The organism is Psychrobacter sp. LV10R520-6, assembly GCF_900182925.1.
Taxonomy (GTDB): Bacteria; Pseudomonadota; Gammaproteobacteria; order Pseudomonadales; family Moraxellaceae; genus Psychrobacter.
The window spans coordinates 1,022,116-1,034,838 of sequence record NZ_LT900024.1; the positions used below are offsets into that span (position 1 = coordinate 1,022,116).

Here is a 12,723-nt window from a genome sequence, read left to right on the forward strand (position 1 = left end):
TACTGCTTGAAGTACTCCTTAGTGTTCCTAATCGATTTACTCAATCGAGTGTATACAAACAAGTAATGACATTGCCAACTATACCGGCACTGCTTTTCTGTTCTTCATCCAGCCGTAGTGCGCCCACAGTAGCAAGCTTGCGGCACTACGATGCGGCGACCAATCTTGGGTCGCTGTCTTTAATTTTTTCGGAGTTGGGCGTTCTACTAAACCTAATAAATCCATCGCAGCGACTTTAATCGCCAAGTCGTCAACGGCGAGCACATCAGCTCGGCCCAAAGAGAATAGTAAATACATCTCGGCAGTCCAGTGACCAATGCCGATAACGGCCGTGAGTATCTTAATTACATCCTCATTTGCTAGCGTTATCAGGGCGTCAAAATCGATATCATGCTCAACCAGTGAGCGGGTATAACGAATTTTTTGTTTAGAAAGACCTTGTGCCCGTAAGGTAACATCTTCTGCCTGCATAATTGCTTGCGGAGAGGTCAAACCGTTATCGGCCAGTCGTTGCCAAATGCTGCTAGCCGCCGCAACGGATAATTGCTGTCCTACCATATCGCTCTCATTAACTGCTCAAATCCACCTGTATTGTGCCGTAGACTCGGCACACCAACTTGCTCATAAATAGGGGCAAACTTTGGTTCAATGGCGATAAGTGCCATAATTTGCGTTTTCAATTCCTCGGGGGTATCAATCGTTTGTAAGCTCATAAATAACTCATTTTAGGTTGCCGAATGACAGTTTCTGAATAAAAAGCGCTGAATAAAAGCGGTCAAATACATTTAAAAGCGTTTATTTGATACCACTATATTTCTGATACACAATAGGCTATTTTAATATTCAAGTTGGGCTTAATAATAAAAATTAGAGATAAAAAAAGGACCGCGTGTACGCAGTCCTTTTTTGCCTCTCAACCGAAAAGCTTATAATTTACTCGCCGTCAGTTTTAGGTTTTTTTAATAATACCAATACGGCGCCATTGCCGCCATCTTTTGGTGGGGCTGAGCAAAATGCCAATACTTCCGGCAATTGACGCAACCAGCCATTGACGCAGGTTTTGAGAATAGCTTCGCTGCCTTTACCGTGGACAATTTTTACCATGGTTTCATTATTCTGTTTAGCTTGGCTCAGCAGTTGAGTCATCGCCGCGCGAGCTTCTTCAATCGTGCAGCCATGAATATCTACCGCATCATACCAACGCAATTTGCCTTGTTTGAGCTGAGTAAATACTTTGGTTTGTAGGGTAGGCTGCTTATAAGATAAGTAAGATTCACCGGCGACAGGATTAAGCAGCGCTTGCATATCCGATAAGCCTGCGCTTATATCTGCCGCTTCCTTACCTTGAGCGGCAGCACGTTTTGACAAGGTCGCCGCATCAGGTTTACGGCCTTTTTTAGCATTGGCAGGCGAGCGGACGTTGTTGTCATCAAGCTGATTGACGCCATGCATCGCTTGCATGAATAGCACTTTGTCATCATCGATATGTTCACTGTTTAACTGCTTTACGGTTTTATTGACTTGTTTTTGGGTAAGCAGAGAGACGGGGTCAGTTGGCTTTTGATCTTCGCCATCAGGTGACGTGGTATCGCGACCCTTGCTGAGTTGTCCTTTAAGCTCTTTGAGCTGGTCTTGCATTTCTTTTGAGAATATAGAATTTGCCATAAAAGTTAACGTGTCTGTTGAGTTAATGAATGGATTAATTGATAAATGATTTAATCACTAAGGCTATAGTTAATGTTATAGCCAGTATCGTACTAGCGTTGCCTGTCGTACTTTACGCGCTCACAGGGACGCTCGCAAGTAAGGATTGTAACGCCCGTCCTGGGTGATCGGTCTTCATAAACTGCTCACCGATTAAGAAATGCTGAATATCATGGCTGAGCATTAGGCGAATATCGTCTGCGCTATGAATGCCGCTTTCAGTCACGATAAGTGGTTTTTGTAAGGTGCTATTACTAATAGCATGGCTGTTATCGTCAGTCGCTAAAGCTTGTAATAGGGTGTTCTTTAGATCAAAGGTAGTTTGCAAGTCCACCTCAAAGGTATTTAAATTACGGTTGTTAATACCGTAAATGTTATGGTTTGAGCGTGGCAACTGTAAGGCGCGTTCAAGCTCGCTAGCGGTGTGTATTTCGATAAGTACATCCATACCAAGTTCAATACTCAGAGCATGCAACTCTTGCACCTGCGTGTCATCAAGGCAGGCCATAATTAGCAATATACAGTCTGCGCCCAATAAATAGGATTGATAAATCTGATAAACATCAATCATAAAGTCTTTGCGTAATAGAGGTAGATTGCAAGCTTCACGCGTTTGGGTCAAATAGCGATCATCACCTTGAAAATAATCGCGGTCGGTTAATACTGATAAACAGCTTGCGCCCGCTTGCTCGTACTGCTGGGCAAACAACGCTGGTTCAAAGTTATGATTGATAATACCTTTAGAGGGTGAGGCTTTTTTGATTTCAGCGATAACACTAATATCAGCCGCTCGTAAGGCCGTAGCAAAACCGCGCCGCGTTCGCTTATCAGCAGCAACTTCCGTTTTTAAGTCCGCAAGCGATAGCACATCACGAGCAGCGGTGACTTCATCACGTTTGGTGGCGACAATACGCTGTAATACTGATGGAATATCGGTATCTGTTTTTAGGCTGGTGGTCATGGCTATATCCGGTTATCAGTCAAATTAAGTCATTAGTTAAATTGTTAGTCAAACTAAAGAGGCCGTAAAGTTGAATGGTTGTGATTAAAAAGTATGCCGAAGAGCTAAAGAGAAGATGACTGTCAAAGTCAAGCTGTTATCTTTGAGGCTATGAAAACACAAATAGAACTAAGTTGTCCCGACTGTCAGCGTACCAGTTTAAAGAAAAACGGTATCAAAAGCTACGGTCAGCAGAATTGTCAATGTAAGGACTGCAACCGCTGATTCATTGGTGGTCATGCCATAAGTTGTCAAGGTTGTCATTCTAAAATAGAGAATAGAATAGGCCTTATGAGAGTGCGTGGCTGTGGTATTCGAGACATTGCTGATATTACCTCAGTGAGCATCGGCAAGACACTAAGCACGGTGAACACTTAAATTCATAAAAAGATGCCAAAAAAATATTAATACGAGTATTTAGCGGTCGAATATTTTTAAAAAAAATACAGTGCTGCTGAGATGAATTTTTCGAAGCCTCTGGAGTAGAGATATCGCACAGCAAGCTAGAAAAATTTATAACAGCAGCACATTGTCATGCATATACTTGTTCTATTCTGAATTGACTGTATAAATTAAAGTAGCTTTATAACATTTCTACATGACACTTTTACGAATGGCACTCTGCCAATAAGAAGGGCGCAGTTTGGCTTATTTCTGAACAAGCTACTTCTTCAGGTGAGCCTTGAGCGACAATAAGTCCGCCTTCATCGCCAGCACCTGGGCCGATATCGATAACCCAATCGCTATTACTGGCAACCTGCATATCGTGTTCGACCATAATAACAGTGTTTCCAGCGTCAACGAGCCCACTCAGTTGTGACATCAACATCGAAACATCTGCAGGATGTAGGCCGGTTGTCGGTTCGTCAAGGATATAAAGCGTATCGCCACGCTGCGTTCGTTGCAGTTCAGTGGCCAGTTTGATGCGTTGGGCTTCACCGCCCGACAGTTCGGTTGCTGGTTGACCGAGTCGTAAATAGCCAAGGCCGACTTGTAGCAAGGCATTTAAGGCCCGCAAAATGGCAGGTTCATCGGCAAAGAACTCATAGGCTGATTCAACCGTTAGGGCGAGCACTTCGGCAATGTTTTTGCCTCGATAGGTGATTTCAAGCGTTTTGTCATTGTAGCGTTGGCCATGACACACTTGGCACGGCGAATAAACACTGGGAAGAAACAGCAGCTCAACCATTACAAAGCCGAGGCCTTCGCAATTTGGACAACGACCTTTTACCGTATTAAACGAAAAACGACCTAGATTGTAACGACGTGCTTTTGCTTCTGGCGTTGCTGCAAACAGCTTACGCACATGATCAAATAGCCCCGTGTAAGTGGCCAGATTTGAGCGCGGTGTGCGACCAATTGCCTTCTGGTCAACGGTAACCAATCGACTTACGTGTTCCATACCACTAACAATTTTCCCACCAGTTGGCGTTTCTAACTCTTGTTCGAGTAAATCGGCCTCGCCAGTTGGAGCCTCTACGATCTGTTTCTGTCCTAGTGACTCATAAATGAGTTCGACTAGAGCCTGACTCACTAGACTCGACTTACCTGAACCCGATACCCCAGTAACGGTGGTCATAACGCCTAGCGGAAAATTAACATCTAGCCCCTGCAAGTTGTTACGCTCAACTCCTGCTAGCTTAAGCCAAGCCGTCGGCTCTCTTGGGGTGTGTTTTACTTTCGCATCGGTGGTGAAAAGATATTGGCCAGTGGGCGAATTTTTGACTTCGCGTAACCCTTCTACCGGGCCACTATAAATCACTTCGCCACCGTGGGTTCCTGCATCTGGCCCAACGTCAACGATCCAATCGGCGTGCCTGATAACGCTAACATCGTGTTCAACCACAAATACCGAGTTGCCCGATGCTATTAGCTCATCCAATGCACTTAATAGCGCTTGCGTGTCTGCTGGATGTAGACCTGCGGAGGGCTCATCGAGCACATAAACCACCCCGAAAAGTTGCGAGCGAATTTGAGTAGCTAGGCGCAGACGTTGTAGCTCACCTGGGGATAAAGTAGGGGTGGTGCGCTCAAGTGACAAATATCCTAAGCCCAGCATTGTCAGTGCTTCAACTCGCGAAAGAATGTCACTGGCAATACGCTGAGCGACAATGGCTTTTTCTCGACTTACGGTATCATCAGCTGGATTTTTATTAGCAGCATCTTGAAGCTTGAGCGCAACTTCGGTCAGGGTTAGCTGTGACAACTCGCCAATATCTAGTCCTGCAAATTTGACCGATAACGATTCTTTCTTTAGTTTCTTACCATGGCATTCCGGACATACAGAAATCTGCATAAACTGAGAAACGCGTTTTTTAGTTAGCGGGCTTTGGGTAGAGGCAAAAGAGTGCAATATGAAGCGTTTAGCACTCGAGAATGTGCCCATATAATTGGGCTTTTCATCATCCTCAATCGCCGCGCGCACTTGTTCAAGGCTATATTCTGGATAGACTGGGACAGTGGGTGTCTCGTCAGTAAATAAAATCCAATCACGGGTTTTTTTAGGTAAGGACTTCCACGGCGTGTCGATGTCGTAGCCGAGTGTTACTAGGATGCGGCTCAGGTTTTTACCTTGCCATGCGGGTGGCCATGCTGCAATAGCACGTTCTCGAATGGTTTTACTATCATCGGGGACCAACAGCTTTTCAGTTACCTCAAACACGCGGCCAATACCAGAGCAGGTAGGGCAAGCGCCATCAGGGGTATTGGGTGAAAACGCATCTGCATACAGCATCTCTTGACCGACAGGATATTCTCCAGCTCGTGAGTAAAGCATGCGTAGACCGTTTGAGATGGTGGTGACACTGCCAACCGATGAGCGCACAGAGGGCGTGCCCCGTTGTTGTTGCAGTGCGACCGCTGGCGGCAGTCCTTCTATGGCGTCAACATCAGGCTCATCGACTTGGTCTATCAATCGACGCGCATAAGGCGATACTGAGTCAAGGTAGCGACGCTGGGATTCTGCAAATAAGGTACCAAAAGCCAGTGACGACTTGCCTGAGCCGGAGATGCCGGTAAAAACCACCAGCGCATCACGAGGTAAATCGATATCGACATTTTTTAGGTTATGAACACGTGCGCCCCTTACTTGAATGCTATGGTCGGTAGCGCGGGGATCTTTAACACGAGAAGATTTTTTAGTTCGGCTTTTACTCTCTGTTGAATTATTATTGTTTGTTGTTTTTTTATGGGGGCTGTTCATAAAACAATTATTCCTGTTAAATTGTATTTTTAAATTTTAGATGAGTTTGGGCTGTACCCCTTATAAGATTTAGCGTAGTTTAGTAAATATTTTTTTCTAACTGTAAATATTAGTGATTAATAAATTGTGCTTTGAGCTATGCTTTGATTGGGGATCCACATGGCTCTCCTCAATAGGAATTATCGATAGCTCAGTTTTTGTGATTTATTGGAGTATTCAAGGAAGTGTCCGTAAGAGACTTATTTTCTGGACACTAGTCGGAAGTACGAAGAATTTATTTGCCATATCAATCGATAGTTTTTTCAGCATACAGCCTCTAATTACTTTATTAGAGCTAAAAAATATAATATTTTCTTAGCCATATCTATATGTTAGAATTAGCGCCATTAACGACAGCTACTATTTATCAATCCTATAAGCTATCAATCCTATAAGAGTTTTAATATAAAAATGAATATGCCAATCTAGCTGTATACCCTTCAGTAACTTATTGTTTTCTATAGCAATACCCCTCTTTTAAAGCGTTTTACGCTTTTTTCTGTGTGACCCCATTGCTTTATTATTTATCTTATCAATCGATTTGTCCGTTAAATATCTGACATTAAGATACTCAAAACAGAGTTTAGCTTCTTCTCATAATATTTAATGGGATCATGAGCCTAGCCAGAAGATTGCGGCGAATTACTATGCCTCTACTTTGCTAGTATATTTTAAACGTATCGATTAGTAGAATAGTAAATCAGTAAATCAGTAAATCAGTAAATAAGACTGAGTTAAAAATGTTAAATGTTATTAAAGAGCATTGGTTATCGAATGTCAAAGGCGATGTTCTGGCTGGTATGGTAGTTGCTTTGGCCCTTATCCCTGAGGCCATTGCCTTTTCAATTATTGCTGGCGTTGACCCGCAAGTAGGTCTCTATGCCTCTTTTTGTATTGCCGTAGTGATTAGCTTTGTCGGTGGACGTCCGGCGATGATTTCTGCAGCTACCGGTGCCATGGCGTTATTGATGGTAACGTTAGTCAAAGATCATGGCTTACAATATCTGCTGGCAGCAACTGTTTTGACTGGGGTTTTACAAGTTATCTTTGGTTTCTTAAAACTGGGTAACTTAATGAAGTATGTCTCTCAGTCAGTCATTATTGGCTTTATTAATGCCTTAGCCATTTTAATTTTTATGTCGCAACTCCCTGAGTTAATGCCGCAAGCAGGCTCCAATTTATGGCATGTCTATGCTCTGGTGGCCTTAGGATTAATCATAATATATGGTTATCCCCACATTCCAAAAATTGGCAAGATTATTCCTTCACCATTAGTCTGCATCGTATTGGTGACTATTTTGGCCATTGTATTTGGTGCAGAGGCACGAACCATCAGTGATATGGGCCAGTTGCCCGATACCTTGCCTATTTTCTTATTACCCGACATTCCTTTGAATATAGACACCTTGCGTATTATTTTGCCTTACTCAATTAGTTTGGCCATAGTCGGTTTATTAGAATCTATGATGACCTTGAGCATCGTAGACGACCTAACTGATACCAAAGGCAATCGTAATAAAGAATGCAAAGGTCAGGGAATGGCAAATATGGTTAGTGGTTTCTTTGGCGGTATGGCAGGTTGTGCGATGATTGGTCAATCTATAATCAACGTAAAATCAGGCGGCTTTACTCGTTTATCGACCTTAGTTGCTGGGATGTTTTTATTATTGATGGTGGTCTTTTTAAGTGACTGGTTGAAGATTATTCCAATGGCCGCGTTAGTGGCGGTTATGATTATGGTATCGGTTGGTACCTTTAACTGGGGCTCTTTTAAAGAGTTGAAGACCAAACCTCTACAGAGTAATTTAGTAATGATCACCACGGTTGCGGTGGTCGTGGCCACCCATAATTTAGCTTATGGGGTCTTAATCGGCGTTCTGTTATCGGCATTATTCTTTGCTAATAAGATTGAACGTTATATGAGTGTCGATACGCAACTAGATGAATCAAAGCAAACGCGTTATTATCGAGTGAATGGCCAAGTATTTTTCTCATCTGCAGAGCGCTTAATAGAATCATTTGATATTAAAGAAGCGATTCCTAAAGTAGTTATTAATGTCTCTGAGGCTCATTTTTGGGATGTGACAGCAGTCGCTGCTATTGATAAAGTCATTATTAAGTTTCGCCGAGAAGGCACCGAGGTTGAGCTCATAGGTCTCAATAAAGCCAGTCAAGCGATGGTAGAAAAGTTCGGTGTTCATGATAAATCGGATAGTGCTAATAACTTAAGCACTCATTAAAGGCTTGTTAAGGGCTTATTGATAACTTTATTCATTCAAGAATTAAGGATAAATTATGACCACCGAACAGCACATTCTAGCTTGTATTGATGGATCAGCAGTTACTGAGTCTGTTTGTGACTATGCTGCATGGTATGCCAGTCGATTAACCTTACCGGTTGGGTTACTGCATGTTAGTGATATCCCTGCGTCGATTAGGCGTGACTTGTCAGGCGCGATAGGGGTGAATAGTCGCCAGTTTCTATTAGAAGAATTAACCGATCTAGATGAACAAAGAGCGAAGGTTGTTAACAGCTATAGTAATGCCTTAGTACAAGATGCAAAAAGCCATATCAACAGCAATTTTGATGTAGAAGTCAGCGTTTACCAACGCCGCGGCAAGCTATTACCCGCTATTGAACACTTTGAAGCAAAAAATCGCGCCATTGTTATGGGACGACGCGGAGAAGATCATAAAAATGATCGAATCAATATTGGTAGCCAAATCGAAACGGTGGCACGCGCATCACACATACCTATCCTGATTTGCTCAGAGGAGTTTGCCACACCTACCTCATACATGATCGCATTTGATGGCAGTAAAACGGCTATTAAGGCCACACAAATGGTAGCTAAGAGTCCGCTGTTAAAAGGCATGCAAGGCCATATTGTGATGATAGGCAATCATGATGATTCCTCCAAAGAAAGCTTAGCGGCGGCAGTGGAGCACTTAACGTCATCGGGCTATATGATAGAGGCTCATCATTTACCTGATTCTGATGCCGTTGATACACTACTAACGTTTCAAGTAGAAAATGATATTGATATCATCGTGGTTGGTGCTTATGGACGTTCTAAATGGCGACAATTATTTCTTGGGAGCACGACTACGGAGATTATTGCCAGCACGCTCTCACCCGTTATTTTAGTACGCTAGGTTAGTGCATTAAAGGGCAACGTACGTGAAAATACTTATGGTTTAGATAAGTGTTCCATTAGATAATCTACCAACAACCTGATTTTTGGTGACAAATGACGATTGTGGGGATAAACCGCCCATATTTCTTCTCTATGTTCTCTGTAGGTATCCAGTAAGCTTATCAGCTCTCCTGACTCTAGGTGTGTTTGCACGTAGTAGTCAGGCAGCTGCACGATGCCGAGCCCTTTTAAAGCGGCATCAACTAAGCTATAACCGCTGTTATAACGTACAGTACCAGTCACACGAACATTCCGCTCCTTACCAGCTTCCTTAAAATGCCAGTAGTCCAAGGTGCCAAGCAGGCAGTTATGTTGAACAAGCTCAGTCAGAGAATGCGGTATACCGTATTTTTCAATATAGGATGGCGACGCGCAGACAAAATTGGTACGGCTACTGAGCTTTTTGGCCATCATGGTAGAATCGCGTAGCTTGCCAATACGAATCGCTAAATCATAGCCACCTTCAATCAAATCGATTTTTTGATTGCTTAAAAAGGCGGTCACTTCAATATCACTATATTGCAACATAAAATCATTCATCAATGGTAATAGCTGCCGCTCCCCATAAGTGACAGGGGCGGTCAACTTGATCATACCTTGCGGTTTCGATTGCAGATTACTTACCGCTTGTTCAGCCGCATCCAAGCCGTCGAGCACACCGCGGCAGTGCTGATAAAATACCCGGCCTTCTTCCGTTAACGATACCCGACGCGTGGTGCGATACAGTAATTTAATATTGAGGCGCTGCTCTAAGGCGCTCACCTGCCGACTCACTTGGGCGGTTGAGATGCTTAACTTTTTTGCCGCCTGAGTAAAGCTCTCATATTCTGTAACATAGACGAACTCACTGATGCCATCCCACTTCATGATTATTACCACTGTGTAAAAGATAATTTCAAATAGAGTATATTATCATTAGTGTAGAAATAATGTAAAATGGCAACATAAATTAAAACAGCTTCTAATCTATTAGCGCTGAAGCCTGCTAATATAAAGAAAGCACAATGAGTTGAATGTTTCCTTTTCGGAAGTAGTGAGAATACTCCCTGTCACGTCAAAAGAGATGGATAGTGTCACTCAACCGCAAATGCGTATTTTAGAGCGACGCCTGTATTTAACAGGCTACAATAATTAATTATTAATTATTAAAAAGAGAGACAACTATGTCAGAGCAAATGTCAGATAAATTTATCAAATCTAGAGCCGCCATTGCTTGGGGGCCAAATCAACCACTCTCAGTTGAAGAAGTGGACGTCATGCTGCCACGTAAAGGCGAAGTGTTGGTAAAAATCATTGCCAGCGGTGTCTGTCATACCGATGCCTATACCTTGTCTGGTGAAGATCCAGAAGGTGTTTTTCCCGCTATCTTGGGTCATGAAGGCGGCGGTATCGTTGAGCAGATCGGCGAGGGCGTGACTAGCGTGCAAGTTGGCGACCATGTTATTCCTTTATACACTGCCGAATGTGGCGTTTGTAAAATGTGTATGTCGGGTAAAACCAATCTATGCTCAGCCGTACGTGAAACTCAAGGTAAAGGCCTAATGCCAGATGGCACTACGCGTTTCTATAAAGATGGCGAACCTATTTATCATTATATGGGCTGCTCAACTTTCTCTGAATACACGGTCTTACCAGAGATTTCTTTGGCCAAAGTAAACAAAGAAGCACCGTTGGAAAAAGTTTGCCTGCTCGGTTGTGGCGTGACTACTGGTATGGGCGCAGTCATGAATACGGCCAAGGTTGAAGAAGGCTCTACCGTTGCTATTTTTGGTCTTGGTGGTATTGGGCTAGCAGCCGTTATCGGTGCAAAAATGGCAAAAGCCAGCCGTATTATCGGCATTGATATTAACGAAGATAAGTTTGAGTTGGCCAAAAAGTTAGGCGCGACCGATTGCATCAATTCTAAAGACTACGATAAGCCTATTCAGGATGTCATCGTTGAGCTGACTGATGGCGGCGTTGACTATTCATTTGAATGTATCGGTAATGTCGATGTCATGCGTTCAGCGCTTGAGTGCTGCCATAAAGGCTGGGGCGAGTCGGTTATCATTGGGGTTGCCGGAGCCGGCAAAGAGATCTCAACCCGTCCCTTCCAACTAGTGACCGGTCGAGTCTGGAAAGGCTCAGCATTTGGCGGTGTTAAAGGCCGTACAGAATTGCCCGGTTACGTCGAACGCTATTTAGAGGGTGAGATCCCATTAAACGATTTTATTACTCATACTATGCCATTAGAAGATATTAACGAAGCATTTGATCTTATGCATAAAGGTGAGAGTATTCGCTCTGTTATTCATTTTGATGCGTAAGTTATAGCTATTTGGTCAAAGTAGTTAAATCATAAAAATGCTGTCCCACTAATAATTTACGGGGGCAGCATTTTTCGTTTAAGAAATCTATTTGAAGAGGTCGGTTTTAAATAAGCTGGTTATCTAGCCGCACTGTATCTGTTTTCGAATGAACCGACTATATCAACTCACTGCTGGGAATAATACCGAACAGCCGCTTATACTCTCGGCTGAATTGACTCGGACTCTCGTAATCTATTTGCATGGCAATTTGCGATATTTGTTCCTCACCGAGTTGAATCAGTCGCCGTGCCTCCATCAACCGTAAGCTTTTTTGATATTGTAGCGGACTTAATTGAGTAATCTCTTTGAAATATTGATGGAACCCTGAGACACTCATACCGCAGCTACTGGCTAGATCTTCTATTACCACCAGTTCACTCAAATGTGTCTTAAGCCAATCGGTGGCTTGGGTAATGCGATGCGTATGACTGCCATTGACCACCAACTGTCGTAACTTTTCTCCTTTCTGCGCCATAAGCAATCGATAATAGATCTCTTGCTGAATTAATGACGCTAAAAATACAATATCATTTGGATAATTGAGCAAATCAATCAAGCGCTCAAATACTGAAAGTACAGTGTCCTCTAATGGCCATTTTATACCCAAATACCGCTTGTTTATGCTTTGCTTGGGGGGGGGTATCTTGGCTAGGACTTCTCTAATTGTGGTAAGGTTTAACTTCATGGATAAAACGATAACAGGCGTCTCTATCGTAGCGTGCTCAATATGCAAACTGATAGGGATGTTGACTGGGCAAAACATTAAATGACTGTCATCGAAATACTGACACTCTGTGCCTAGGTAAATCTCTCGCTCCCTTTGTAAAACGATGCATATGCTTGGCTCTTGGACATAGCTAACCATGTCACTGGGTCTATCTGCACAACAAAAAAACAAACTCGAAACGGTAGATTCAATAGTTTTATTTTTGAGCAGTAATGGGCTATGCGGCCTGTTTTGATAGTGCGTTGAGTATGACGGCACAACAATTAAAACTGCCAGTAACGTCATCAAAAACCTCTGCCCAAGTGGGTATTGGCATGAAAGCTGATGGCAGCTATAACTTGGACATCGATTTATATGTTGAAGTATCCGGTATCGACGAGGAACAAGCGCAAACATTGATCGAAGCCACGCATCAAGTGTGCCCATACTCTAATGCCACTCGCGGCAATGTAGACACACGCTTAGAGGTTACTGTGGTTTAATCAGTATTAACGGTTTGACGTACA

At 43.1% G+C, this 12,723-nt stretch carries 10 protein-coding genes and 1 pseudogene; 4 read left to right on the forward strand and 7 right to left on the reverse strand.

All coding sequences use genetic code 11. The features are described 5' to 3' along the window. Window positions 1–78: 78 nt before the first annotated feature. The 5 genes from U1P77_RS04190 to uvrA all read right to left on the reverse strand — a co-directional run bounded on the left by U1P77_RS04190 (window position 79) and on the right by uvrA (window position 5,906). The gene (locus U1P77_RS04190) at window positions 79–558 is read right to left on the reverse strand and encodes a DNA-3-methyladenine glycosylase family protein (RefSeq protein WP_321156129.1); all 480 of its coding nucleotides are present in this window, start codon (window positions 556–558) and stop codon (window positions 79–81) included. After that, window positions 552–713: a hypothetical protein gene (locus U1P77_RS04195; protein ID WP_321156130.1), complete on the reverse strand. Its 162-nt coding sequence runs from the start codon at window positions 711–713 to the stop codon at window positions 552–554. The genes U1P77_RS04190 and U1P77_RS04195 overlap by 7 nt, the downstream gene beginning before the upstream one ends. 220 nt (window positions 714–933) lie before the next feature. Further along, window positions 934–1,665 carry a Smr/MutS family protein gene (locus tag U1P77_RS04200; protein ID WP_321156131.1) on the reverse strand — a complete coding sequence of 244 codons (732 nt, stop codon included), beginning with the start codon at window positions 1,663–1,665 and terminating at the stop codon, window positions 934–936. Between the two features lie 112 nt (window positions 1,666–1,777). Further along, on the reverse strand, window positions 1,778–2,665 hold the full coding sequence (gene trpC, locus U1P77_RS04205; protein WP_321156132.1) for an indole-3-glycerol phosphate synthase TrpC: 888 nt from the start codon (window positions 2,663–2,665) through the stop codon (window positions 1,778–1,780). 646 nt (window positions 2,666–3,311) lie between these two features. Continuing rightward, window positions 3,312–5,906 carry an excinuclease ABC subunit UvrA gene (gene uvrA / locus U1P77_RS04210; protein ID WP_321156133.1) on the reverse strand — a complete coding sequence of 865 codons (2,595 nt, stop codon included), beginning with the start codon at window positions 5,904–5,906 and terminating at the stop codon, window positions 3,312–3,314. Window positions 5,907–6,685: 779 nt separating this feature from the next. Here uvrA and U1P77_RS04215 point away from each other — a divergent pair. Both U1P77_RS04215 and U1P77_RS04220 read left to right on the forward strand, forming a co-directional pair. Next, on the forward strand, window positions 6,686–8,185 hold the full coding sequence (locus U1P77_RS04215; protein WP_321156134.1) for a SulP family inorganic anion transporter: 1,500 nt from the start codon (window positions 6,686–6,688) through the stop codon (window positions 8,183–8,185). 55 nt (window positions 8,186–8,240) lie between these two features. After that, window positions 8,241–9,101 carry a universal stress protein gene (locus U1P77_RS04220; RefSeq protein ID WP_321156135.1) on the forward strand — a complete coding sequence of 287 codons (861 nt, stop codon included), beginning with the start codon at window positions 8,241–8,243 and terminating at the stop codon, window positions 9,099–9,101. A gap of 35 nt (window positions 9,102–9,136) precedes the next feature. On the opposite strand, the gene U1P77_RS04225 is transcribed toward U1P77_RS04220, so the two are convergent. After that, the gene (locus U1P77_RS04225) at window positions 9,137–10,009 is read right to left on the reverse strand and encodes a LysR family transcriptional regulator (RefSeq protein ID WP_321156136.1); all 873 of its coding nucleotides are present in this window, start codon (window positions 10,007–10,009) and stop codon (window positions 9,137–9,139) included. Window positions 10,010–10,317: 308 nt separating this feature from the next. Here U1P77_RS04225 and U1P77_RS04230 point away from each other — a divergent pair, with 308 nt between their 5' ends. Then, the gene (locus U1P77_RS04230; RefSeq protein ID WP_321156614.1) at window positions 10,318–11,448 is read left to right on the forward strand and encodes an S-(hydroxymethyl)glutathione dehydrogenase/class III alcohol dehydrogenase; all 1,131 of its coding nucleotides are present in this window, start codon (window positions 10,318–10,320) and stop codon (window positions 11,446–11,448) included. A 157-nt stretch (window positions 11,449–11,605) separates the two neighbouring features. Here U1P77_RS04230 and U1P77_RS04235 read toward each other — a convergent pair whose 3' ends face one another. Then, complete coding sequence (locus U1P77_RS04235) at window positions 11,606–12,502, reverse strand: AraC family transcriptional regulator (protein WP_321156137.1); 897 nt, start codon at window positions 12,500–12,502, stop codon at window positions 11,606–11,608. Here U1P77_RS04235 and U1P77_RS04240 point away from each other — a divergent pair. Beyond that, window positions 12,430–12,699: pseudogene (locus tag U1P77_RS04240) on the forward strand (Ohr family peroxiredoxin); the annotation flags it as partial. The gene U1P77_RS04235 and the pseudogene U1P77_RS04240 sit on opposite strands and share 73 nt — an antisense overlap. Window positions 12,700–12,723 lie beyond the last annotated feature (24 nt).

Excerpts from the sequence above, each read along its gene's own strand:
- U1P77_RS04215 (WP_321156134.1), top strand. The coding sequence starts at position 6,686 with ATGTTAAATGTTATTAAAGAGCATTGGTTATCGAATGTCAAAGGCGAT.
- U1P77_RS04220 (WP_321156135.1), top strand. The coding sequence starts at position 8,241 with ATGACCACCGAACAGCACATTCTAGCTTGTATTGATGGATCAGCAGTT.
- U1P77_RS04230 (WP_321156614.1), top strand. The coding sequence starts at position 10,318 with ATGTCAGATAAATTTATCAAATCTAGAGCCGCCATTGCTTGGGGGCCA.
- U1P77_RS04225 (WP_321156136.1), bottom strand. The coding sequence starts at position 10,009 with ATGAAGTGGGATGGCATCAGTGAGTTCGTCTATGTTACAGAATATGAG.
- U1P77_RS04235 (WP_321156137.1), bottom strand. The coding sequence starts at position 12,502 with ATGACGTTACTGGCAGTTTTAATTGTTGTGCCGTCATACTCAACGCAC.
- U1P77_RS04195 (WP_321156130.1), bottom strand. The coding sequence starts at position 713 with ATGAGCTTACAAACGATTGATACCCCCGAGGAATTGAAAACGCAAATT.
- uvrA (WP_321156133.1), bottom strand. The coding sequence starts at position 5,906 with ATGAACAGCCCCCATAAAAAAACAACAAACAATAATAATTCAACAGAG.
- U1P77_RS04200 (WP_321156131.1), bottom strand. The coding sequence starts at position 1,665 with ATGGCAAATTCTATATTCTCAAAAGAAATGCAAGACCAGCTCAAAGAG.
- trpC (WP_321156132.1), bottom strand. The coding sequence starts at position 2,665 with ATGACCACCAGCCTAAAAACAGATACCGATATTCCATCAGTATTACAG.
- U1P77_RS04190 (WP_321156129.1), bottom strand. The coding sequence starts at position 558 with ATGGTAGGACAGCAATTATCCGTTGCGGCGGCTAGCAGCATTTGGCAA.